General features: G+C 63.4%; 21 protein-coding genes and 1 tRNA gene. 8 read left to right on the top strand and 14 right to left on the bottom strand.

Going from position 1 to position 23,451, the window contains the following annotated elements:
- From WNZ15_RS14715 to tsaD, 9 genes are all read right to left on the bottom strand, one after another.
- Positions 1 to 795 carry an ATP-binding protein gene (locus WNZ15_RS14715; protein ID WP_342893738.1) on the bottom strand — a complete coding sequence of 265 codons (795 nt, stop codon included), beginning with the start codon at positions 793 to 795 and terminating at the stop codon, positions 1 to 3.
- Positions 796 to 1,094: 299 nt separating this feature from the next.
- Positions 1,095 to 2,267 carry a M20 aminoacylase family protein gene (locus WNZ15_RS14720; RefSeq protein ID WP_342893739.1) on the bottom strand — a complete coding sequence of 391 codons (1,173 nt, stop codon included), beginning with the start codon at positions 2,265 to 2,267 and terminating at the stop codon, positions 1,095 to 1,097.
- 146 nt (positions 2,268 to 2,413) lie between these two features.
- Complete coding sequence (locus WNZ15_RS14725) at positions 2,414 to 3,079, bottom strand: 50S ribosomal protein L11 methyltransferase (RefSeq protein ID WP_342893740.1); 666 nt, start codon at positions 3,077 to 3,079, stop codon at positions 2,414 to 2,416.
- Between the two features lie 46 nt (positions 3,080 to 3,125).
- On the bottom strand, positions 3,126 to 3,551 hold the full coding sequence (locus WNZ15_RS14730) for an EVE domain-containing protein (RefSeq protein WP_342893741.1): 426 nt from the start codon (positions 3,549 to 3,551) through the stop codon (positions 3,126 to 3,128).
- Entirely contained in the window at positions 3,552 to 3,842 is a 291-nt protein-coding gene (locus WNZ15_RS14735; protein WP_342893742.1) for a YciI family protein, read from the bottom strand.
- A gap of 231 nt (positions 3,843 to 4,073) precedes the next feature.
- A complete protein-coding gene (locus WNZ15_RS14740; RefSeq protein ID WP_342893743.1) occupies positions 4,074 to 5,081 on the bottom strand; it encodes an NAD(P)H-dependent glycerol-3-phosphate dehydrogenase in 1,008 nt (335 codons plus the stop codon).
- Positions 5,068 to 5,496 (bottom strand): NUDIX domain-containing protein, encoded by a 429-nt coding sequence (locus WNZ15_RS14745; protein ID WP_342893744.1) that lies wholly within the window; start codon positions 5,494 to 5,496, stop codon positions 5,068 to 5,070. Before WNZ15_RS14745 ends, WNZ15_RS14740 begins: the two co-directional genes overlap by 14 nt.
- Before the next feature lie 75 nt (positions 5,497 to 5,571).
- The gene (locus WNZ15_RS14750) at positions 5,572 to 6,075 is read right to left on the bottom strand and encodes an NUDIX domain-containing protein (RefSeq protein ID WP_342893745.1); all 504 of its coding nucleotides are present in this window, start codon (positions 6,073 to 6,075) and stop codon (positions 5,572 to 5,574) included.
- A gap of 104 nt (positions 6,076 to 6,179) precedes the next feature.
- Positions 6,180 to 7,286 (bottom strand): tRNA (adenosine(37)-N6)-threonylcarbamoyltransferase complex transferase subunit TsaD, encoded by a 1,107-nt coding sequence (tsaD, locus tag WNZ15_RS14755; protein WP_342893746.1) that lies wholly within the window; start codon positions 7,284 to 7,286, stop codon positions 6,180 to 6,182.
- 95 nt (positions 7,287 to 7,381) lie between these two features.
- Here tsaD and hemC point away from each other — a divergent pair, with 95 nt between their 5' ends.
- Together hemC and WNZ15_RS14765 are read left to right on the top strand one after the other, a co-directional pair.
- Positions 7,382 to 8,308, top strand: a complete 927-nt coding sequence (hemC, locus tag WNZ15_RS14760) for a hydroxymethylbilane synthase (RefSeq protein WP_342893747.1) — start codon at positions 7,382 to 7,384, stop codon at positions 8,306 to 8,308.
- Positions 8,309 to 8,310: 2 nt separating this feature from the next.
- Positions 8,311 to 9,027 carry a uroporphyrinogen-III synthase gene (locus WNZ15_RS14765; protein ID WP_342893748.1) on the top strand — a complete coding sequence of 239 codons (717 nt, stop codon included), beginning with the start codon at positions 8,311 to 8,313 and terminating at the stop codon, positions 9,025 to 9,027.
- On the opposite strand, the gene WNZ15_RS14770 is transcribed toward WNZ15_RS14765, so the two are convergent.
- A complete protein-coding gene (locus WNZ15_RS14770) occupies positions 9,024 to 9,710 on the bottom strand; it encodes a hypothetical protein (protein WP_342893749.1) in 687 nt (228 codons plus the stop codon). The genes WNZ15_RS14765 and WNZ15_RS14770 overlap by 4 nt on opposite strands.
- A 67-nt stretch (positions 9,711 to 9,777) precedes the next feature.
- On the opposite strand from WNZ15_RS14770, the gene WNZ15_RS14775 reads away from it, so the two are divergent.
- The 6 genes from WNZ15_RS14775 to WNZ15_RS14800 all read left to right on the top strand — a co-directional run bounded on the left by WNZ15_RS14775 (position 9,778) and on the right by WNZ15_RS14800 (position 17,474).
- Positions 9,778 to 11,142, top strand: a complete 1,365-nt coding sequence (locus WNZ15_RS14775; RefSeq protein WP_342893750.1) for a mitofilin family membrane protein — start codon at positions 9,778 to 9,780, stop codon at positions 11,140 to 11,142.
- Between the two features lie 78 nt (positions 11,143 to 11,220).
- Positions 11,221 to 13,242, top strand: a complete 2,022-nt coding sequence (locus WNZ15_RS14780) for a heme biosynthesis HemY N-terminal domain-containing protein (protein ID WP_342893751.1) — start codon at positions 11,221 to 11,223, stop codon at positions 13,240 to 13,242.
- A 171-nt stretch (positions 13,243 to 13,413) separates the two neighbouring features.
- Positions 13,414 to 13,489 (top strand) — tRNA-Thr (locus WNZ15_RS14785).
- Between the two features lie 361 nt (positions 13,490 to 13,850).
- On the top strand, positions 13,851 to 15,428 hold the full coding sequence (locus WNZ15_RS14790; RefSeq protein WP_342893752.1) for a PAS-domain containing protein: 1,578 nt from the start codon (positions 13,851 to 13,853) through the stop codon (positions 15,426 to 15,428).
- 36 nt (positions 15,429 to 15,464) lie between these two features.
- Positions 15,465 to 16,283, top strand: a complete 819-nt coding sequence (locus WNZ15_RS14795) for a response regulator (RefSeq protein ID WP_342893753.1) — start codon at positions 15,465 to 15,467, stop codon at positions 16,281 to 16,283.
- 366 nt (positions 16,284 to 16,649) lie between these two features.
- Complete coding sequence (locus WNZ15_RS14800; protein ID WP_342893754.1) at positions 16,650 to 17,474, top strand: hypothetical protein; 825 nt, start codon at positions 16,650 to 16,652, stop codon at positions 17,472 to 17,474.
- Between the two features lie 297 nt (positions 17,475 to 17,771).
- On the opposite strand, the gene WNZ15_RS14805 is transcribed toward WNZ15_RS14800, so the two are convergent.
- The 4 genes from WNZ15_RS14805 to WNZ15_RS14820 all read right to left on the bottom strand — a co-directional run bounded on the left by WNZ15_RS14805 (position 17,772) and on the right by WNZ15_RS14820 (position 23,147).
- A complete protein-coding gene (locus tag WNZ15_RS14805; RefSeq protein WP_342893755.1) occupies positions 17,772 to 18,575 on the bottom strand; it encodes a crotonase/enoyl-CoA hydratase family protein in 804 nt (267 codons plus the stop codon).
- The gene (locus WNZ15_RS14810) at positions 18,572 to 19,432 is read right to left on the bottom strand and encodes a hydroxymethylglutaryl-CoA lyase (RefSeq protein WP_342893756.1); all 861 of its coding nucleotides are present in this window, start codon (positions 19,430 to 19,432) and stop codon (positions 18,572 to 18,574) included. The genes WNZ15_RS14805 and WNZ15_RS14810 overlap by 4 nt, the downstream gene beginning before the upstream one ends.
- A gap of 105 nt (positions 19,433 to 19,537) precedes the next feature.
- Positions 19,538 to 21,166 (bottom strand): acyl-CoA synthetase, encoded by a 1,629-nt coding sequence (locus tag WNZ15_RS14815; protein ID WP_342893757.1) that lies wholly within the window; start codon positions 21,164 to 21,166, stop codon positions 19,538 to 19,540.
- Positions 21,153 to 23,147, bottom strand: a complete 1,995-nt coding sequence (locus WNZ15_RS14820) for an acetyl/propionyl/methylcrotonyl-CoA carboxylase subunit alpha (protein ID WP_342893758.1) — start codon at positions 23,145 to 23,147, stop codon at positions 21,153 to 21,155. Before WNZ15_RS14820 ends, WNZ15_RS14815 begins: the two co-directional genes overlap by 14 nt.
- Positions 23,148 to 23,451: the final 304 nt, after the last annotated feature.

Raw genomic sequence — 23,451 nt, forward strand, 5'->3', positions numbered from 1 at the left:
TCACGACCATCTCGTGTTGGCGTAATTGACCGCCTCGCGCACATCGAGCCTGCGGGTGGAATTGCCGCTGCGCAGGTAAAACACCGAGGCCTTGTTTTCCTCCATGTAAACCGCCCGTGGTGCGGGGCTGACGATGATCATGGCGACATCCTTGTCCTCCACCCTGGCAAAGACGGTATGAAGGTAGGGGCACAGGTCGCCGCCGAGGGCCCTGGAGACGATGTCGTTGATGGTGCGCTCGAAGGAATCGAGATCGGGGCTCTTCAGGGTCGCCAGATCGGGATCGAGGCCGAGCGGCCGGCCATCGTCGTCAACGCCGATGAGAAGATGGCCGCCTTCGGCATTGTAGAACCCGGCCAGGGTCTTGGCGACGACCTTCTCCAGGTTCCGGTTGACGCAGTTTTCCTTCAGGTCCCAGCGCAGGGAGGATTTGAATTCGACCCGGTGGGTTTCCCCCTGCTGCATCAGGTCCGGCACGAAGGCGGTCTGCTCCTCGCGCAGGGAGCGATAGGCTTCGGTTGTTCGCATGTAGTTGCGGGTGAAAATGCCGAAGGCGAGGCCGACGATGGCGCCGAGACCCGTGTAGGCGACCGCGACGTCGAGATGCCGGGGCACGATCAGCAGCCACAACCGGGCGGACAGGAACTGATAGAATCCCGGCGTTGCCTCGGGCGCGCGCGCCAGTTCCCACCAGATCACCATCAGGTTCAGGGGATGGATCACCAGGACGCCGACCACGGCGCCCACAAGAACATAGGTCGCCAGAAAGGAGAGTTTGAACGGGGAAAGCGTCATGCAGGAATGTCCAGTGAAAACGCCGGTCGGAACGGGCGTTCTTTCTAGGACAAAATCCCGCCGTCGTCATCCCGCTTGAGCGTAGTGCGAAGAGGGAGCCATGCCGCTTGCGTCTCTCTCCCCCGTAAGGGGGGAGAAGGACAACGAGCGGTCATGCCGAAATTCCGACAAAATGTCCGCTGCCCCGGTTGCGCGTGGAGCAAGTCCTCCATTGACGGAGCAGATCGAGGACCTTCGCGGTCTTGTCGGACCCTGCAGACAACCAGAGTTGGTGACGCAGGAAAAGGCGACTATTCCCGTCAGGCTGCCGGGGGGAGGGCGGTTTCGACCAGTTTCACCCAGTAGGAACAGCCGACCGGAATGAGGTCGTCGTTGAAATCGTATGCCGGGTGATGCAGGCCGGCACTGTCGCCGTTGCCGGCGAAGATGAAGGCGCCGGGCCGTTCCTCAAGCATGTAGGAAAAATCCTCGCCGCCCATCATCGGCTCGATCTCGCGGTCGACCTTGCCTGCGCCGGCAATGCCCTCGGCGATTTCGGCGGCGAAATCCGTCTGCGCATCGTGGTTGGTCGTGACCGGATAACCGCGCCGGAATTCCAGCTCGGCCTTCGCGCCGAAAGCCTCACCGACGGAGCGGACGATGGTTTCCATGCGGGCCTGGGCCAGATCGCGCATGCCCGGGCTGAGGGTCCGCACGGTCCCGCGCAGGGTGACCTCCTGGGGAATGACGTTGAAGGCATTGCCGCCATTGAAGACGGTGACGGAAACCACGACGGAATCGAGCGGGTTGGCATTGCGGCTGGCGATGGTCTGCAGCGCGGAGACGATCTGCGACCCGACGACGATGGGATCAATGGTCTCGTGCGGCTTGGCGGCATGACCACCCCTGCCGGTCACCGTGATGCGAAACTCGTCGGTCGCGGCCATGATCGGGCCCTTGCGGATGGCGAATTCGCCGACCGGCAGGCCCGGGTAATTGTGCATGCCGTAGACTTCCTCCATCGGCCAGCGGGTCATCAGGCCATCGTCGATCATGGCTTTCGCTCCGGCGCCGCCTTCTTCCGCAGGCTGGAAGATGACAATGACCGTGCCGTCGAAATTGCGGGTTTCGGCGAGATATTTCGCCGCGCCGAGCAGCATGGCGGTATGGCCGTCATGGCCGCAGGCATGCATCTTGCCGGGCACCTTGGAGGCGTAGGGTTTGCCCGTGATTTCCTCGATCGGCAGAGCATCCATGTCCGCGCGCAGGCCGACGGTCCTGCCGGCGCCGCCGTTCCGGCCCTTGATCACGCCGACCACGCCGGTCCTGCCGATGCCCGTGGTGACTTCGTCCAGGCCGAAGCTCTCCAGAAGTTCGGCCACCTTGCCGGCTGTCCGGACGGTTTCGTAGAGAATTTCAGGGTTCTCGTGAAAATCATGGCGCCATGCCGTGATCTCGTCGGCAAGATCGGCAAGGCGGTTGACGATGGGCATGAAGGACTCCTGGAAGCACTGACATCAAGAGCGGCGCTCGCTCAAGGCGTAACCCTATCGCAAGCTGCAAAAAGAGAAAGTGGTGTTGTTGAAAAACTTTGCGGTGCGGCATTCGAGCGCGCAATGGAGCCAGGAGTTCGTCGATTTCAGGCTGTTTTCGGGGCCAGCCGATAGACAAACGTTCGTTTGATCTCACTGTCTTCCAGGGCGCCGACCACCGGGACGCTGTAGACCGCCAGCTCGGTCAGGCGGGAGCGCGGCAGATAGGACCGGCCCGGATCGCCGACCAGCACGTCGATGCCGTCCACGAGCAGCCGATCCAGAAACGCCAGCACCCCGTCGGCCATGTGCTTGTCGTAGAAGACATCGCCGCAAATGACGAGATCCGCCTGCGGCACCGCGCCTTGCGTCATGTCTGCGGTTTCAATGCTGAGCGCAACGTTGTTCAACGCTGCGTTCATGCGTGTGGCGGCTGCCGCGAAGGGGTCGATATCGACCGCATGACAGGAGGCGGCTCCGGCCATCATGGCGGCGATGCCGACCAGGCCCGAGCCGCAGGCAAAATCGACCACGCGTTTGCCCCGCACCAGATCCGGGGTGTCGAGAAGGTAGCGCGCAAGCCCCTGTCCGCCCGCCCAGGCAAAAGCCCAGAAAGGCGGCGCGAGGCCCAGCGCGCCCAGATCATCCTCGGTCTTCTGCCACAGCGCCATGGCCTCATCGGCCACATGCAGCCGGATTTCCTCCGCATGCGGCACAGGCTTTATCCGGGTCTCCCGGCGGATGAAGTCGAAAGGGTCCTTGACGGGCGGCATGCGCTTCACCGGTTGAGCGGGCCGGACGGGCCGCCGGAAGAGGTTTTCAGGCGGGTTTCTTCAGGCCGCCCATTTCGCAGACGATCTTCCATTCTTCCGCCGTCACCGGCTGCACGGACAGGCGCATGGAGGTGACCAGGGCCATCTTCTCGAGCCGCGGCTCGGCCTTGACATCGGCCAGCGTCACCGGCTTCGGCAGGTCGCGGACCGCCTTGAAGTCCACGCATTCCCAGCGCGGGTCGTCAATGGTGGTGTCCGGGTGGATCTCGCTGCAGACCTCGACGATGCCGACCACTTCCTTGCCGATGTTGGAATGGTAGAAGAAGGCCTTGTCGCCGATTTCCATGGCGCGCATGTTGTTGCGGGCCTGGTAGTTGCGAATGCCATCCCACTGTTCACCGAGGTCGCCCCTGGCCTTCTGCTGCTCCCAGGACCATTTGTCCGGTTCTGATTTGATCAGCCAGTATTGCACTTATTTCGTCTCCGGATTCTTGATGGCCCAGTTCCACGGGCGGATTTCAACGCTCTCGAACAGACCGGCGCGCGCGTAAGGGTCTTCCTGCGAAATCGCCAGGATCTCGTCGCGATTGCTGGCCTCGATCACCACCAGCGAGCCGGTCATGTTGCCGTCGTCATCCAGAAACGGACCGGCGGCCTTGAGGCTGCCGCCCAGGCCGTTGAGAAACTCCAGATGCGCCGTGCGGTTGTCGAGACGAGTTTGCAGGGCGCCGTGCTTGTCGGTGCAGATCAGGGCATAGAGCATGAAATGAGGCCTTCAGATTGTCGATTCCGGGACGAACCTAGGGCCGGGGAGAGACAAACTCAATGGGGGTGGACCTGCCGGATCGGTCGGGTGTCCAAAAAGAAGCGCTTCCTGCCGGGAAGACCGAGGGTCTGTCCCGAAAAAGACGCTGCAATTTCCGAGGCGCCCGCCCCGCCTCCGGGACAGCACAGCGTGTTTCCCGAGGGCGGCGCGGCGGCAGGCGGAAACTATTCACATCCCTTCCGTTTCCGCCTTGAGCGGCCGGGCCATGAGGGTGTTGAGCGCGTCGTCGATGGTCTGGTGCTCGTCGATCATCCTTGCGACGGTTTCGCAGATCGGCACCTCGACGTCGTGTTTTTCCGCGAGCTTGACGGCAACACGGGCCGAATAGGCACCTTCGGCGAGTTTCCCGCCGGCGGAAATCAGTTCGGAGGCCATGAAGCCTTCCCCGAGGCGCAGGCCGAAGGAAAAATTGCGTGAGTGGCTGGAAGAGCAGGTCAGCACAAGGTCACCTAAGCCGGACAGTCCTGTCAGCGTTTCGCTTTGCGCACCCATGGCCGTGCCGAGGCGGGAGAGTTCCGCGAAGCCCCGAGCGGTGAGGGCGGCCTGCGCACTGGCGCCGAGTTTCCGGCCGGCGACGGCCCCGCAGGCTATTGCCAGCACGTTTTTCAATGCGCCGCCGATCTGCGTGCCGAGGATGTCGATCGAGGCATAGGGACGGAAACTGGGAGACTGCAGCGCCTCGCACAGGCTCAGGGCGGTCTTGGTGGAATTGGCGGCAATGGTGACGGCGGTGGGAAGGCCGCGCGCCACGTCGTCGGCAAAGCTCGGCCCGGAAAGCACGCAAGGCTCCACGCCGGGCAGTTCCTCGCTCATGACCTTCGACAACAGCTTGCCGGAGGACTGTTCGATGCCCTTGGCGCACAACAGGACCGGCCCGCGGACCGCGCCCGTCTTCTTGAGGGCGGCCAGAATGGAGCGGGTGGTCTGCGCCGGGGTGACCAGCAGGACGGCATCCGCGTCAGCGGCCTCCGCAAGGGACCCGGTTGCGTTCAGATCCTCGTCGAAGGTGATGCCGGGAAGATACCGCGGGTTCTGCCTGCGGGCACGGATATCGGACACGATCCCGGGATCGCGGGCCCATTGGCGCACGTCCCGCCCGGCACGGGCGGCCGTGAGGGCCAGCGCCGTTCCCCAGGCGCCGCCGCCAATGACGCCGATTGTCTTAATGGCGCCCATCGTTCTGCCTTTCCATCCGCGACCGTAATGTATCAAGTTGCGCTCCAAACTCTTCAAAGAACAAGGTCTTGGGCGGCGCATCGTTGGCGAAAAGATCGACCCAGAACAGGCGGAACCGGATTGGCGGCCCGCCTGAACTCGGCGTCATTTCGAAATGTTCCCATTCCACAGCGGGCTTTTCACGAATATGGCCGTGAAAATGCCGTCGACGATGCAAGCCGGAGAGACTTCCGGGCACATCCTTGATGATGTGATCCTGGTCCGCGAACGATTCGAGCGCGATATCCAAGGAAAGTCCTGTTTCTTCGAAAAATTCACGCCGGGCGGCCTGAAGATAGCTTTCGCCCGGGTCCAGCGTGCCTCCGGGAACCTGAATGTCCGGATCGGGATGGTCCGGTTCGACAAATACCAGCAATTCCGGTCCGCAGGTCAGGTAAACATAGGCCTTGTGATAGATTTTCACGCTGAAATCCTTGAGCTGACGAGGTCCTCAGGCGGCTCTGGAGAAGCCGGCCACACGGCCGCGCAGGTCGGTCAGCGGCGCGCCGAAGGCGGCAAAGAAAGTCTCCTCGTCGCGCGCCTTTTCGCCGAACAGGTCAATCCAGAAGAACCGGCAGCGAATCGGATCGCCGCCGGCGCTCGGAAACATCTCGTAATGCTCCCAGGTGTCCCGCGGCCGCTCGGCCAGCCGGACGTGATAGTTGCGCCGGATGTGACGGCCCATCAGCGGCCGGTTCGGCGGCGCGCGGAACTGGCCGACCGGAGGCATGGCCCCGAACGGGATGTCCTGGCTTGAAAAATGGTCGAAGGCCGCGTCGATGACCAGGCCGGTCTCTTCGGCGAACTCGCGCATGGCTCCGTGCAGGAAACTCTCGCCCGGATCGATCGTGCCGCCGGGAACCTGAGGGCCGAGATAAGGCGTGTCAGGCTCGTCAAAGACCAGAAGATCCGTGCCGCAGGTCAGGTAGACATAGGCCTTGTAGTAGAGCCGCATCTTCAAAATGTCCCTGTTGAAAAACGCAAGGGCTTCCTAACAGCCCCGGGAGGCGGGCAAAAGGGCAAAGCCGCGACCGGACCGCTTGAACCCGGCAAATGTCTTCAAACCTTGGCCCCCTTCTTGCCGGCGCCGAGAACGCCGGCATTGGTGGCGTCGAGGGGCCAGCGCGGGCGCGGCGACAGGCCCATGTCGTCGACCGGGCCCAGCTGCAACCGTTCGATGCCGGCCCAGGCGATCATGGCCGCATTGTCCGTGCACAGGTTCATGGGCGGCGCAATGAACCGGGCCCCGGCCTCGTCGGCTGCAGACTGCAGGCTCCGCCGGATCTCCTGATTGGCGGCAACGCCGCCTGCGACGACGATCGCAGGGTCCGCTCCCGGATGCCGCTGCCGGAAAAGGTCGAGGGCGGAGGCGGTCCGCCTTGCCAGAACATCGGACACGGCCCGCTGGAAGGCGGCGCACAGGTCGGCGACGGTCTGCTCGTCGACCGGTTCCAGTTTCTTGGCCTGGGTCCTGAGGGCGGTTTTCAGTCCGGCAAAGGACATGTCGAGGCCGGGCCGGTCGAGCAGCGGGCGCGGCAGCCTGAACCGGGTGACGTCTCCCCGGGCGGCCATCTTCTCCACGTGGGGACCGCCGGGATAGGGCAGGCCGAGCAGCTTCGCGGTCTTGTCGAAGGCTTCGCCGATGGCGTCGTCGATGGTCGTGCCGAGCCGTTCGTAGTCGCCGACGCCGCGTACCAGCAGAAACTGGCTGTGGCCGCCGGAGACGAGCAGCAGCAGGAACGGGAAACTCAGGTCGTCCGTCAGCCGGGCGGTCAGCGCATGGCCTTCCAGGTGGTTTACACCGACGATCGGCTTGCCCGCCGCCATGGCGATGGCCTTGGCGGTCATGAAACCGACGATGACGCCGCCGATCAGGCCGGGGCCGGCCGTGGCGGCGACGGCGTCGATGTCGTCCCAGGAGCAATCGGCCTCGCGCATGGCCTCGGCAACGATCCGGTCGAGAATTTCAATATGGGCGCGGGCGGCGATTTCGGGAACCACGCCGCCGAATTCGGAATGCTCGTCGATCTGGGAGCGGATGGTATTTGAAAGGATTTCCTTCCGCGCCGGGCCCCGCACGACTGCAGCCGCGGTCTCGTCGCAGCTGGTCTCGATGCCGAGGACCGTCAAATCGGTCGCATTGTCTTTCGAATTGACTGAGGTCATTGGTCTTGCAGTGTTGGCCTGTGCTAGGACACTTCAACGAAGCAAATCAGTTTCCCGGGGTATTTCCGCCGGGCGTAGCATCTGGACGGTAAGCCTTGCAATCAAATCCTTTGCGCATCGGAACGCGCGGCAGCGCCCTGGCATTGGCGCAGGCCAATGAAACCCGTGACCGGCTGATGGCGGCCCACCGGCTTCCCGAAGATGCCTTTGAGATCGTGGTCATCAAGACGTCCGGCGACCGGATTCAGGACAGGCCCCTGTCGGAAGTGGGCGGCAAGGGCCTGTTCACCAAGGAGATCGAGGAAGCCCTGATCGACGGACGCATAGATCTTGCCGTTCATTCGTCCAAGGACATGCCGACGGTTCTGCCGACCGGTCTGGAACTGACGGCGTTTCTGCCGCGCGAGGACGTGCGCGACGCGTTCCTGTCGCCCAGGGCAAACACGCTGACGGATCTGCCGCAGGGCGCCGTCGTCGGATCCAGTTCCCTGCGCAGGCAGGCGATGATCAAGCGGCTGAGGCCGGACATCGAAGTCGTGATGTATCGCGGCAATCTGCAGACCCGGCTGCGCAAGCTGGCCGAGGGGGAGGTGGACGCGACCCTTCTGGCGGCCGCGGGCCTGAGACGCCTTGGCCTGGAAGATGAAATCACCAGCTTGCTGGAGGTCGACGAATTTCTGCCGGCGGTCGGTCAGGGAGCGATCTGCATCGAAAGCCGCACGGACGACGAGGCCACGCGTGCGATGCTCGCGGCGATCCACGATCCCGAGACCCAGGTCAGGCTCGATGCGGAACGGGCGTTCCTCGCCGTTCTCGACGGATCCTGCCGGACGCCTATCGGCGGTCTTGCCACGATCCGGGACGGACTGCTGCAATTCAGGGGCATCGTGCTGAAGCCGGATGGCTCGCAGGCGCATGTGACCTCGGGCAGCGGCGCGCCGGCCAACGCGATCGAGATCGGCATTTCCGCCGGGGAGACCCTGAAGGCCTTGATGGGCCCCGGATTTCTCGCGGGTCATTGACCATGCGTTTTCTGGTGACAAGGCCACAGCCGGACTGCCGGCGCACGGCGGACAGGTTGCGCGCCGCCGGCCATGTCGCCGACGAGGCGCCTCTTCTGGTCACGCGGGAGACCCTGCCCGACCACTTCGACCTTTCGGGCGTCACCGCCCTGGCGGTCTCAAGCCGGCGCACGGTTGCCGTCCTGGAAACCCATCCGCAGATCGGCGCACTGCGGGCGCTGCCGGTCTATACGGTCGGTGATGCGACAGCGGCGGTCTGCCGGAACGCGGGCTTTGCAGACGTCCTCTCCGCGCAAGGCGATGTCGGGGCGCTCGCCGATCTGGTTCTGCGGTCGCAGGCGTCGAACGATGCCGGCGTCGTGCTTTATCCGGCGGCGGCGGACCGGGCCGGCGATCTGGAGGGGAGACTGGCCGCCGGCAATGTGTCCTGCCGCACGGTTTCCGTCTACCGGATGGATCCGGCCGGCGCCTTGCCGCCGGATGTTCTGGACCTGCTATTGAGGGGGGCATGCGACGGCGTGCTGATCTATTCGAAACGAACGGCGGAAACATTGAACGACCTTGTGCGTTTCCATGGTCTGGGACACATTTTTTCCGGATTGCAGGGCTACGCCCTGTCGTCGCAGGCAGCGGCGCCCCTGTCGGGCATATTGCCCTTGAAAACGGCCGCTGCGCCGAATGAAGACGCCTTGCTGGAGCTGGTTTTAACACGGTCTTAACCAGAACCGGGGAGTCGTTCTATTGCAGCGCGCAAAAGTCTTTGATGTCGCGGTACCGCTTCGCAAAGAGGTGTGTATAGTGAAGGTCTTGGAACCGGTTCTGGTTCAGGAGGAGATGAAATGACGACGGACAAGAAACCCTCTGGCGGCGCATCCTCATCGGCCGGAGGCCGGGACGGGACCGGGTCCGGCGGGTCGGACAAGCCGGGCAGCAGCGCCGCGTCGTCATCCACCGCGTCCTCCAAACGTCCGGTCACCATCGACCTCACCGCCGACAAGGTCGGTGCCAGACCCGGAACGCCTTCTTCCACCGGCAGCACGTCCAGACCGGGCGGCGTGAGCGGAGCCGCGAGCACGGGCAGCGCCGGGGCGTCTTCCGGTACCGGCACAAGCTCCAGTGCTGGTTCGGGTGCTAGTTCGAGCGCAAGTTCTGGTTCCGGGCCGACCTCCTCCAGCCAGGGTTCAGCCCGTACTCCGGGATCCTCTCCAGCAGGAGCAGCCGGATCCGCGAGCGGATCCTCACCGGCGTCTTCCACTTCTTCAACGTCCGCCGCCGGCAAGGCGAGCGATTCGAAATCGGCTTCTTCCGGAACCTCTGCAAAAACCGCGACCACCAGCACGGCATCCGCCTCGACCAGCCGGCCGTCGGCACCAGAGAGCGGAGCGTCCGGCGCGTCGCGCACGTCCGCTTCAACGGCCTTCTCCAGTCCGCCCGCAGCCGAAGAGAGCGGCGGGATCGGCGCGTTCGGTGTGCTTGTTGCCGCTGTGATCGGCGGATTCCTGGTGTTGGGCGGCGGCTACGGTCTCTACAAGGCCGGCCTCGTCGACCTGCCGCAGGAACCGGACCAGCAACTCACAAGTGCTCTCGGCGCGGCGGAACGCAAGATTGCGGACCTTGAGGAAAAGCTCGGTGACGTCACGTCGACCGTGTCCCGCCAGTCCACGAGCGGCGCTGTCTCGGCGCTGGAAAGCAAGGTTTCAGAGCTGGAAAGCACCTTGTCGGAGGCCACGTCCGCGGCATCGGCGAATCTCGCGCCCGCGGTGGAGGCCCTCAAGACGGATCTTGAAAGCCTGCGCGCGGACATGTCCGCGGGTACAAGCGGCGGCGCCGCTGGCGCACCGGTCGACCTGAAACCGCTGCAGGATCGGCTGACCGCGCTCGAGGATACCGCGAAATCCCCAGATCAGGGCCAGCCGCCGGTTGACCTTGCGCCGCTGGAACAACGGCTTTCGGCACTTGAGAAAGACACGGGATCTTCCGCCGCGGCGGCTGACAAGCTGTCCGGGTCCGTCTCCGGCCTCGAGGCTCAACTGTCCGATTTCAAGACGGCACTTTCCGGCGTCGAAAGCCGCACCGCGAGCGCGGAGGCGACTGCGAAGGCGGCCCAGGCTGCCGTCTCGACCTCGGACGTCTCGCTGAAGACACTTGCCGACAGCCAGGCGCGGGCGACGGAAACGCTGTCCAGCCTGGCCGCGGACATCAAGTCGGTCGGGGCCGCAAATACGGCCGCGCTGGAAAGCGTCCGCTCCGACCTCGACGCGATCTCCAAACGTCTGGCCGCGGTCGAGGCGACCATGGGCGACGCCACGGCGCGGGAAGTCGCCGCCAGAGCGCTGTCCGTGTCCGCGCTGAAATCCGCCGTCGATTCCGGCCGGGCCTATGAGACCGAACTGGCGGCGGTGAAGGCCGGTCTGCCCGCTGATATCGACCTTTCCGCGCTGGAAGCCCATGCGAAAACCGGCGTGGAACCTGTCTCCGTGCTGATCGCGGGGTTCCCGCCGGTCGGACGCAAGATCTACCAGACCTTTTCCGAACCGGACCGCACGGGCGACGTTCTGGACAGCCTGCTGTCGAGCGCCAGATCGATCGTCAGCGTGCGCGGGCTCGGCGACGATGAGGGAACCGGACCGGACGCTGTGCTGCGCCGCATGGAGACCGCCGTCTCGTCCGGAGACCTGAAGGCCGCGCTGGCCGCCTATCAGGAGCTGCCGGGCGACAGCCAGGGGGTGGCGGCGGACTGGGCCGCGCGCGCGCAGGCCCGTGTGGAAGTCAACGATCTGACCGACAAGGCCTCGCAGGAAGTGCTCAATGCACTGGCGGGCAAAGATAATTGACCGGCGGCCGGATATCCGGCTGACCCGGCATTGCGACATTCAGCCGGTCTTGACCGGTAACTCTCGGGAGCGAGCTACATGATCCGCGTCCTTCTCTTTATCGCGCTTTTGTTTGCCGTCGCGCTTGGTTTTGCCTGGCTCACGGACCTGCCGGGCACGATTTCCGTCGAGTGGGCCAGTCCCGATCCGAACACGGTGCCGATCTCCTGGGAGCAGACGCCGGGCGTTGCCGCGGTGGTCGTGGGCATACTGCTGGCGATTTTCCTCGCGGTGGTCTGGGTGATCCGGGTCATCCTGAAGTCGCCGCATATCGCCAGCCGGTTTTTCCGCCGCCGCCGTCAGGACAAGGGCTACGCGGCTCTGTCCCAGGGCCTGATCGCGCTGGGAACCGGCAATGCCAAACTGGCGCGCCGTCATGCGGTGGACGCGGACCGTCTGCTTGAAGAGGAGCCGGCGGCAAAGTTGCTGCTTGCACAGACCGCCCAGCTTGCGGGCAAGGACGACGAAGCCCGCCAACGGTTCGAAGCCATGCTGGAGGATCCCGCGACCAAGGCGCTGGGGCTTCATGGCCTGTTTGTCGAAGCGGAGCGGCACAAGGAGCCTGTGGCCGCCCGTCATTATGCGGAAGAAGCCGCCAAGACCGCACCGGGGCTGGAATGGGCCGGCAAGGCCGTGCTCGGCTATCAGGCCGTTGCCCATCACTGGGACGAGGCGCTGAAGTCGCTGGAACGCAATTACGCGGCCAAGCTGATCGACAAGAAAACCTACCGGCGCCAGCGCGCTGTCATCCTGACGGCTCTTGCCACCAAACTGGAGGACGGCGAGCCGGAACGGGCCTATTCGCTGGCCAAGGAAGCGCACGGGCTGGCGCTCGATCTGGTTCCGGCCGCGGTGCTGACGTCGCGGCTTGCGACCCGCCGGGGCGATATCCGCAAGGCCTCCAAGGTTCTGGAGGCCACCTGGCGCCTGTTTCCACATCCGGATCTGGCCGAAACCTATGCGCATGTGCGCACGGGAGATTCCGCCGTCGACCGCCTGAAGCGTGTCAAGTCGCTGTCCGCCCAGCGGGCGAACACGCCGGAAGGCGCCCTGGCGGTCGCCAGGGCCGCGCTGGAAGCACGTGAATTCGACGAAGCGCGCGCGCAGTTGAAAAAGGTGCTGCAGTCCGAGCCGACCCGGAAGGCGTTTCTGCTGATGGCCGAGCTTGAGGAAGCCGAGCACGGCGACCGGGGCAGGATGCGCGACTGGCTGGCCCGCGCGGTTTCGGCCCAGATGGACAAGGTCTGGATGGCGGACGGTGTCATCTCCGCCGATTGGCAGGCGGTCTCGCCCGTGACCGGCAAACTCGATGCGTTCCGTTGGCTCACACCGGAAAGCCTGCCGGAAGACGATGGTGCCATTCTGGAAGACAGTCTGTTCGAGGCTCCGGCACTGCCCGTCATCGGTCAGTCTTCTGCCGCGCAAACCCGACCGGAAGAGCCGGGACCTGACACGGGCAAGGGCGACGCGGGAACGGTTGTCCTCGAAGCGGAGCCGATTGAAACGGGGGCGTCAAAGCCGTCCGCGTCAGCGGTGCTGCCCGGAAAGCAGGGCTATGAGGGCACGACGGACGATGTCCGGTTCAGTCCGCCGCTGAAGGATCTGCCGGACGCCGCGTCGGAAGCGGACACCGCAGCCGGGCTGAAAACGGCACCTGAAGCTGGGCCTGAAACCGGGCCTGAAACTGGGCCGCAACCTGCGACCGGCGCTGCTGCGCAGACCGCCGGTGAGATTCCTGCCGCAGGCAGCAAAACGGACGACGGGGCAGGCAAGACGGATGCGAAACCGTCCGGGCCCGACCCTGCGGGCACTGGAGCCGCAAAAGACAAGCAGGCGAGCGCACCACAGCCTGTCGCCGTGACAGACGACGCGCAGGCGGCGGAAGGACCCGTCAAGGCAGGCGCGGGCGAACAGGCGTCGGCTCCTCCGGCCGGCGGCGGCAAGGACAATCTGAACCGGCCGATCGAGTTTCCGCTGTCGCGCATGCCGGACGATCCGGGGCCGGATGACGACGAGACGGACAGCGCGGCCAAAACGACCCGGCCGCGGTTCTTCAACTGATCCGGCACACGGCCAGATTTTTCCGGGGGGCGCCGGAGAAGCTGTGATCTTCCGCCGGGAAGCATCACTCCGCGCTTGCATCTGACCGCAAGCTCCGGTAATTAGCGGCGCATTCGGCCTTTGCCGGATCTTCGCGCCGCATCGCGCGTCGCCTGACCTTGGTCAGACATCGCCGCTTTAGCTCAGGTGGTAGAGCACATCATTCGTAATGATGGGGTCGCAGGTTCGAGTCCTGCAAGCGGCACCACTTCCCGATTTTTCCAGGTCCCACATTCTCCTGTTCCGGCGTTGTCCCGTTCCGGCCATTGGCCCGATTGAAGACGTCGGCACCGGTTTGCGGGGCGGCCGCGCGATGGCGCTGCCGGGCACGCACGTGCGGGTGGTCGAATCCGTTTTCCAAAAGTATAAAATTGGCAATTTAAGTATAATTGTAATTAATGCGTATATTTGTTCATCACGTGAATTTAGTTTTTAGTTTTTGTTATTGTAAGAAGTGCGAATATTTGTAGAAATTATTGCAAGTTTATGCCGTATGTTACAGGTTTTTACCCTTTGTTATTTTCGTGGAGACAGATTTCCTGACGGGAAGAGGAAACGAACGTGGCGCCATGAGCAAACCGAAGCATTTCATTTACAGCGATTTCGATCCGGGTGTGTTGCTCGATGCCCTGTCCTCGTCGATCCACCAGGGATTTTCAGTCATGGACCGGAACCTCGATCTGGTGATGATGAACCACACCGCAATGGCGCTCTTGCAGCTTCCGATCGATCTGCTGCAGAAGGACAGAAGCCTGAGAGGTGTCTTCCGGTACAACGCGGAGCGCGGCGACTACGGGCCGGGTGACACCGAAAAACTGGTACGTGTCCGGATCGATCTGGCAAAAATGTTCGTGCCGCATGATTTCGTTCGCACGCGGCCGGACGGAACCGTCATTCGCGTCCAGGGCACGCCCATGACGAACGGCGGATTCATAACGCTCTATACCGACATAACCGCCGAGCATCAGCAGGAAAACGCGTTGAAGGAGATGCGGGACCAGTTGGAGACATCCCTGGGAGAGCGAACCCGCGAACTGGCGGTTCATCAGGACATGCTTCTGAGTTCAATCAACGCGATCAAGGACGGGCTGATAATTTCCGACGCGGACGGGAAAGTGGTTCTGGCCAACAACAAGATGTTCGAGATCTATCCGCAGTTACCGGCCTTTCTGGTGCGCAAGGTTCACCTGAGCGACGTGATCCGTTCTGTCTTTCCGGACGAGCCGGACAGGACGCTCGACGACCTGTCGCATGCGGCCATGTGGGGAGAACGGAAGTACCCGAACGGCTGCTGGTACAAGATCACCAGAACCAGGACCGACGAAGGCGGAATGCTTTCGGTCTATACGGACATCACGACCTACAAGGAGCAGCATTCCGTTCTCCAGAGCCACACGGACGAGCTGGTCCGGCACCTCAGGAAGGAAAAAGAACTGAACGAGATGCAGCGTGAGTTCGTGTCCATGGCATCTCACGAATTCAGGACACCCCTTGCAATCATCGACAGCAACGCGCAGAGGTTGCTGAGACGGATCGACAAGGTGGTGCCGGAGACGCTGAAGGAACGGCTCGGCAATATCCGCGAGTCCGTCGAACGGATGCAGTATCTGATCGACCGTTTCCTCAATTTTTCGCAAACCCAGTCGATCGGAATGGAAATCGAGCGGGAGCAGGTTGACCTCGGCAGGCTCGTCCAGTCCGTCTGCGACCGGTATCAGGCGATCACCAGAACGCACAGCATTGCGGTCGACGTGACGTTCCTGCCTGACACCATCGATCTCGACAAGAAACTGATCGAACAGAGCGTCTCCAACCTGCTTTCCAATGCGGTCAAATACTCCCATGAGAACTCGACGGTTTACGTGACGGGTTCCGAAGCCGGCGGCCAGGTGCTGCTGTCCGTCAGGGATGAAGGTGTGGGCATCCCTGCGGAGGAACTTCCGAACATCTTCAAGCGTTATTTCCGTGCCTCCACCTCGAGCGGCATCGCCGGAACCGGAATAGGTCTCAACATGACGCAGATGATTTTGCAAAAACACGGCGGAAAAATTCATGTCGAAAGTCAGGTTGGCCAGGGCACGACAATAACGATGTCTTTGCCCGTCATCGATCAGCAGGGTTGCCGTAGAGCCGCGCGCGCCGGTTGAACAGAAGCCAACATTCACAGCATGGGTGAACAGAACATGTCCGAGAAAGCCAGAATCCTGTGTGTCGAAGATGAAGACATGCTCCTTCAGGATCTGAAGGAAGAGCTTGAGGACGAGAATTACGAAGTGTTGACCGCAAAAGACGGACAGGCGGCCCTTGCGATTCTCAAGGAGGAAAAACCCGACCTGATCATCAGCGACATGATGATGCCGAAGCTGGACGGTCCCGGTCTGCTGACGCATCTGCGTCAGAACCGGCCGAGCCTCAACGACGTGCCGTTTATCTTTCTGACCGCGAAAGCAACCCGTGACGACCTTGTCGCGGGCAAGAGGCTCGGTGTGGACGACTATCTCACCAAGCCGGTCGACTACGACCTGCTTCTCGCGACGGTGGAAGCGAGTCTGGGGCAGGTGACCCGGGTGAAAAAACAGAACCAGATGAAGTTCCGGCGCATCTACAACGCAATTCAGAAGCAGAGAGCGACGACCGAGGATCTCAAGGTCTCCTTTGTCGCCCAGAATCCGGCCTCCGTGCAGCCGATCCTGAACGCGCTCAAGGATCTGGGATGCGCCGTTTCCATCATCACGGAAAATCAGCTGGTCAAGAAAAGCTTTTCTGTCGGGGAATCCGACATACTGTTTATCGTGTACAGCAAGGTTGTGCATTACTATTTGAAATATGTAACGGAGGACATCAGCAAAGACTGGAAGGGTCTCTCCGTGTTGCTGGCGCCCCCCAAGCTTTCGCAGGAACAACGCGAGAGCATCAGGGATGCCGGCATCAGCAACATGATTGAATATCCGTATCCGCCGATTGAGGTATTCAAGCTTCTGATGCGGAAAATGAAGGCCTGACAGGGGCCTGCGTTCGGCGCGAAGTCCGTCTGCCGCGCCCGAAACCGGGGCGCCGGAACCGGGCCGCGCTTTTTCCGGAGCCTTTGAGGCCCGTGCCTCCGCGTAGGCCGTTCCTGCGGTCGTGCCGGGGATCGGCAAGGCTGGCGAAAGGATCACCGTTCATGATCGCGGTTCAGGAGATTTCCTGCCGCTTGCCCGGGGAGCGTATCCTGGGGATTTCAGGCCGGATCTTGCCGCACGGCGACATTGTTTCTGGATAGTTTGAACGGCTTCTTGATTTGCACCGGCTCAGTTGATTCAATGGCAGAATCAGTAAGTCTCCTCCAGTTCGTATCGGTTTCACTGCCTGGATGCTCGGAGAACGGTGTGGGCAAAACAGCTAAGCTTGAATATATTCGGCGGATCCTGCCGCTTGGCCTGTGCGTGCTCGGCATCGTGGGCACATATTTTTTCATGTCGATGCTGAGCGGTCTGCTGTGCCTGATCGCCGCGGCCGGTATCTACGCCGCTCCGCCGAAGCCGAAAGCGCCATCGGGCGCCGTCAGGCCGGTGAGCGTGCCGACCGTCGCCGTGCTCGACATGATCGGCTTCACATTCGGCATCGTGTTCTTTTCCATCGCCTTCATCGGAATGGGCGACTGGGGCGGTGCGGCGGCTCTGGCGGCATTGTTCTGCCTGGGACCGGCATCGGTGTCGCTGGTGCTGTTCTCGGTCGCGGTCCGGCAGGAAACGTCCTGGGTCCGGTTCTTCAGCAACGGTTTCGAATTCACGCAGTTCGGCCTCAGGGTGCGGGTGATGTACGAGGAGCTGAAAAGGATTGACGTCCGCCTCTGGCAGGCCTCCGGCTGGGTGGCCTGGTTCCAGGCGACTATCGGCTCCATCGGCCCGCGCGCGGCCGTGCTTCTGAATGGCGCGGAAAGTACCAAGACCCTGGTGTTCAAGCGCAAGGACAGCGCAACCTTCACGATTTCGTCGGAGCTGGTGCCGGATCTCAAGCGTATCCTGATCGACATCGACCGTGCCGGGCTGGAGCTTCCCGAAGGCATCAGCGAATATCAGCGCCGGAAGATCCGGGAACGCCGCGAGCGCCTCTATGGCGGTCCAGAGAAGGAAGCGCCGGTTTCCGAGCAGAAGGAAGTCGCCCGCATCGCCGCCCTGATCGAACATGCAAGGCGCAGCGCGGGGCATTGAGCATGGTTTCCCGCCCTGCCGGTTGTGGTGTCGGCCGTCGGAACGGGTATCATACCAATCGCAATTGAAAGGAACCCGTTCGACCGCGTTTGGAGATTGTTCGGCAAGGAGCACGTCGCAGAGCGATGTGGATCATCGGTCAAGACGCGCGACACGGCAGAACAGTCTCCAAACGCGGCCTGCGGTGGCTTGTTCCGGCTCACCGAGCAGCGTTGCGCTGCTTGAACGGTCAACCAGACCGCCCTTCGCAACGCGCCTCGTCGGCGAACCGGGACAATGCCATCAAACGGGTTCCTTTCAACTGCGCTTGGTATCAGTCCCCACCCAGTCCGGTTTGCGTTTGTCGAAAAAGGCGGCGATGCCTTCGCGGGCTTCCGCGGTTTCCCAGATATCGGCAAGGCGGCGGATGCTGTCGTCGATGACCGTGTCGGTGATTGCCGGGCCGAGACTGCGCGCCAGCGCCTTGGCGGCGGCAACGGCGGCCGGAGCCGCGCCGAGATAGGGCTTGATCTCTTTCTCGATCGCCTCATTGAGCGCGTCTTCCGAAACCACTTTCGCGGCGAGATCCAGATCGCGGGCTTCCCTGGCACTGAAAATGCGCGCCGACATGAACACCCGCCGTGCCTTGCCCTCGCCCATGCGGGCCAGCACATAGGGGCTGATGGTGGCCGGGATCAAGCCGAGCCGGGTTTCCGTCAGGCCGAATTTCGCGCTGTCCACGGCAATGACCGTGTCGCAGACACTCATCATGCCGATGCCGCCCCCGAAGGCCTGCCCCTGAACGCGCCCGATCAGGGGTTTCGGCATCTCGTTGAGCGCCCGAAGCATCATGGCGAGCTTGCGGGCTTCCGTGATGCGCGTTTCGCGGCTGGCCGTCATCTGTTCGCGCATCCAGCCGAGATCGCCACCGGCGCAGAAGCTGGCCCCGGCCCCGGTCAGCACAACCACGCGGACCGCGTCGTCAGAGCCCAGTTCGACCGCCGCCTGCGTCAGCTCGTCGATCATGCGCGCGGACAGGGAATTGTGCTTGTCCGGCCGGTCGAGTGTCAGAGTGGCAACGCCGCGCGCGTCCGTGGAGATGGAAATCGTCTCGAATGTCATGGGTCGACACTCCTGAGGGTTCGCGCAAAGGCGGCGACGTCGGAGAGGAGTTCGCCATTGATGCCGGTTTCGAAGCCTCTCCCGGCCATCAGGGCGACAACGGCCTCGGTGGCGACGTTGCCCTTTGCACCGGGTGCGTAGGGGCAGCCGCCCAGGCCGCCGACCGCGCTGTCGAACGTGCGCAGCCCCTTGTCCAGACCGACTTCGATATTGTCCAGCGCCCGCCCCTTGGTGTCGTGGAAATGGCCGGCGAGCTTTTCGGCGGGGACCGCTTCCAGAACGGCATCAAGCATCCGGGCGGTGGTCTGCGGGGTGGCGGCGCCGATGGTGTCGCCCAGGGAAATTTCGTAGCAGCCGAGTTCGAAAAGGGTTCCGGCGACCTCGGCAACCTTCTCCGGCGGCGTCTCGCCGTCATAGGGGCAGTCGGTGACGCAGGACACGTAGCCCCGGACCGGAAGGTCGTCGTGGCGGGCTTTCTCCAGCAGCGGCTTGAAACGCTCGATGCTCTCGGCAACCGAGCAATTGATGTTCTTTCTGGAAAAACCCTCGGAAGCCGAGCCGAAAATCGCGACTTCGTCTGCAGAGGCATGGCGGGCGGCGGTGTAGCCCTTGACGTTGGGGGTCAGCACCGCATAGTCGACGGCCGGATGCCGGTAGATGCCTTCCATCACGTCCTGCGCATCGGCCATCTGCGGCACCCACTTCGGACTGACGAAGCTGGTCACCTCGATCTTGCGGAAGCCGCAGGCCGACAGGCGATCCACCAGGTCGATTTTCCGTGCGGTCGGCACGAACAGCTTTTCGTTCTGCAAGCCGTCGCGCGGTCCCATTTCAAAGATGGTAACGAAGTCGGACATTTCTGAGCTCATCTGGTTGAGAGGCGGCGTGCGCCAGGTCGTGTCATTGCGGATCGGTGCGCGGCCGGCGCGGCACTTGTCCGGATCAACGTGAAAGGGGGCTGGTCATTCTTCCTCAGCTCTAGCACGCAGTTCGCGGCGGATCACCTTGCCGGTGGTGGTCAGCGGCAGGGTATCCACGAATGCGACCTCGCGCGGGTATTCGTGGGCGGCCAGGCGGGTCTTGACGAAACCGGCAATCTCCTCTGCCAGTTCGTCAGAGGCTTCAAAGCCGCTCTTGAGCACAACATAGGCCTTCACGATCTCCGTGCGCCGGTCGTCCGGCTTGCCGACAACACCGGCCATGGCAACAGCCGGATGCCTGATCAGGCAGTCCTCGATCTCGCCCGGTCCGATGCGGTAGCCGGACGAAGTGATGACATCGTCGTCCCGGCCGACGAAGCGGATCCAGCCGTCGGTATCCTTCATGCCGGTGTCACCGGTCAGCAGCCAGTCGCCGGCGAATTTCTTTTCCGTTGCTTCCGGATTGTTCCAGTAGCCCAGGAACATCACCGGGTCCGGGCGCCTGACGGCGATGTTGCCCTGGGTGTCCGCCGGAAGTTCCTGGCCCTCCGCGCCGACGACGCCGACCTGGTGGCCGGGCACCGCGCGGCCCATGACGCCCGGCCGGGCGTCCATCAGAGCAGCGCAGCTGGAGACAACCATGTTGCACTCGGTCTGGCCGTAGAATTCGTTGATGGTCAGGCCGAAGGCCTTGCGGCCCCACGCGATCAGCTCCGCGCCGAGTGTTTCACCGCCGGAGGCGACCGAGCGCAGATCCAGCGTCCAGCGTTGGTCCGGATCGGCCACCTGGCGCATCATCTTGAGCGCGGTCGGCGGCAGGAAGGTATTGCGGATCTTCTGGTCCTGAAGAAGCTGGAATGCGGCTTCCGCGGTGAATTTCCGGAACCGGCAGGCCACCACCGGCACGCCCAGATAGAGCGCGGGCAGCAACACATCGAGCAGCCCGCCGATCCAGGCCCAGTCGGCGGGGGTCCAGATGCGGTCGCCGGGCTGGCCGAGAAAATCGTGGCTCATCTCTACCCCGGGCAGATGACCGAGCAACACCCGGTGGCCGTGCAACGCGCCCTTGGGCTGCCCGGTCGTGCCGGATGTGTAGATGATGATGGCCGGATCGTCGGCAGCCGTTTCGAAAGCGTGGAACGTGTCTTCATGCCCGGCCATGTGGCTGGCCAGGTCAAGGGCGCTGCCGTCCTCGCCGTCGACGCAGAACACCGTGGTGAGGTCGGGAAGCTGGTCCCGCAGGGGGGCAAGCCTGGCGGCGCCGCCGAGGTCCGTCACCACAACCTTCGCGCCGGAGTCGCGCAGCCGGTATTCCAGCGCTTCCTCGCCGAACAGCGTGAACAGGGGGATAGTGATCGCGCCCAGTTTCAGGGCAGCGATATGAGCATAGGCGGTTTCCGGGCGCTGGGGCAGCAGGACACCGATCCGGTCGCCGGGCTGCACACCACGGCTCCTGAGCAGATTGGCCAACTGGTTCGACAGGCGCCTGAGATCGGCATAGCTGTAGCGGGCGATATCGCCGTCCTCGTCGACAAAGACCAGCGCTTCACGCTCCGGTTCCCTGTCGGCCCAGGCGTCGCACACGGCGACGCCGATATTGAACCTGTCCGGAATGTCCCAGACGAAGGTTCTGGCCAGGGTCCCGTAGCTGGTGGCATCAGGCGGCAGCATCGGTTTCCTCCGCAAGGGCCAGAAGAAGGGTGCCGTCGGTCACCTGGTCGCCTTCGCTGACGAGCACTTCGCCGATGGCGCCGTCCCGGGGAGCCCGCAGCGTGTGCTCCATCTTCATCGCCTCCAGAACCAGCAGGGGCTGGCCCTTGGTAACGGCATCGCCGGTCTTTGCGGTCAGCACCTTCACCAGCCCGGGCATCGGCGCGATCAACTGATCACCCGCGGCGCCGGCCTCCTCGTCCGCGCTCAGCGTATCGGGCAATCCGACCGGATAGGCATGGCCGCCCATGAAGACCGTCAGGCCCTTGCGGCCGCTGGCAACGACCGCCCGGGCGCGGCGGCCGCCGCATTCGTAGGTGATCGCGCCGGCGTCGACCTCGATCAGCGCGTAGTCGCGGGCGCCGTCTTCCAGATGGACCGCAAAGCGCCGGTTTCCAAGCGCATGAACCTCCACATCGCGCCGGTCACCGGCTATTTCCAGAAGCGCGAACTGGCGCGAGGCGCTCCAGATCAGCCAGCCTGCCAGTGTCTCGAACGGATCGGCGCCACGGGCCGGCCGGGTCAGGCCGAGCGCGGTCAGCGCCGCCAGAGCGATGGCGTCTTCCGGCATGGCCGGCTCCGCGATCAGCTCCTCGAGATCACGATCGATCAGGCCGGTGTCAACCTCGCCACCGGCAAAGCCCGCATGGCGGCAGAGTGCGGCGAGAAAGCCGGCATTGGTGACGCAGCCGGCAACTTCCGTGGCTTCCAGGCTGGCCAGGAGCTTGCCGAGGGCGGCCTCGCGCGTCGGTCCGTGCGCGATGATCTTGGCGATCATCGGGTCGTAGTAGGGCGTGATGTCGTCGCCCGCACGCACGCCGCTGTCGATCCGGGCGCTTGTCTCGGGCAGGGCAAGATGTTCCAACGTGCCGATGGCCGGCAGAAACCCTTTCGGAGCGTCTTCGGCATAAAGCCGGGCTTCAAACGCCCAGCCGTCGAAGGACAGGTCCTCCTGTGATTTCGGCAAGGGCTCGCCGGAGGCGACGCGGAGCTGCCATTCCACCAGATCCTCGCCGGTGATCATTTCGGTGACCGGATGTTCCACTTGCAGGCGGGTGTTCATTTCCATGAAGTAGAAGCGGTCCGCCCGCAGGCCTTCGGAGACATCGGCGATGAACTCGATGGTGCCGGCGCCGCAATAATCGATCGCCCTGGCTGCCGTCACAGCGGCTTTGCCCATGGCGCTGCGCATCTCTTCCGACATGCCGGGAGCCGGGGCTTCCTCGATCACCTTCTGGTGGCGGCGCTGCAGCGAGCAGTCGCGCTCGAACAGATGCACCGCATTGCCGTGGCTGTCGCCGAAGACCTGGATCTCGATGTGACGCGGCATGGTGAGGTATTTCTCGATCAGGACGCGGCCGTCGCCGAAACTGGCCTCGCCCTCGCGCTTCGCGCCCCTGAGGGCCTCGGCGAAATCCTGCGGGCCATCGACGCGGCGCATGCCCTTGCCGCCGCCGCCGGCGCGGGCCTTGATCAGGACGGGATAGCCGATCCGCCCTGCCTGGAGCTTGAGGAAATCCGCCTCCTGGTTGTCGCCGTGATAGCCGGGAACCACCGGGACGCCCGACTTGACCATCAAGGCCTTGGCGGCGTCCTTCAGGCCCATGGCGCGGATGGACGCGGCGCTCGGCCCTATGAAGGCGATGCCGGCCCTGTCGAGCGCGTCGACGAAGTCCGGGTTCTCGGAGAGGAAGCCATAGCCCGGGTGCACGGCTTCGGCGCCGCTCTGGCGGCAGACTTCGATGATTGCGTCGATTTTCAGATAGCTTTCGGCAACGGGGGCCGGACCGATGGAATAGGCCTCGTCGGCCATGGCCACATGTTTCGCACCTGCATCGGCGTCAGAATAGACGGCAACGGTCCTGATGCCGAGTTTTGCGGCCGTTTCCATGACCCGGCAGGCGATTTCGCCGCGGTTGGCAATGAGGATTTTCTTGAACATCAGCTCTCCGCCCTCCCGAGCGCGGTTCTCAGATGGACTTTGGCCTTGAGGTTCGGATCATACAGCATCACTCCCTCTCCTTGTCTGGATCTGCGACCCGGAGGATTTGGCCGTTGCTTGTGTGGAAATTGGCGAAGTCGCAATCAAGCGCTGCAACAACCTGGACGCCGTTTCGAAGCTCTACGCCTGTCAAACAGGACCGGTCTCGCGTTTCTGCGTCGAGCACTTCATTTTTGAAGGTGTCACTTTCCGGTATGTCACCGGGTTGGATGGAGCCTTCACACGATTGGATCGAGAGAGTGGT

This window comes from Roseibium sp. AS2, from assembly GCF_038900065.1.
GTDB lineage: Bacteria > Pseudomonadota > Alphaproteobacteria > Rhizobiales > Stappiaceae > Roseibium.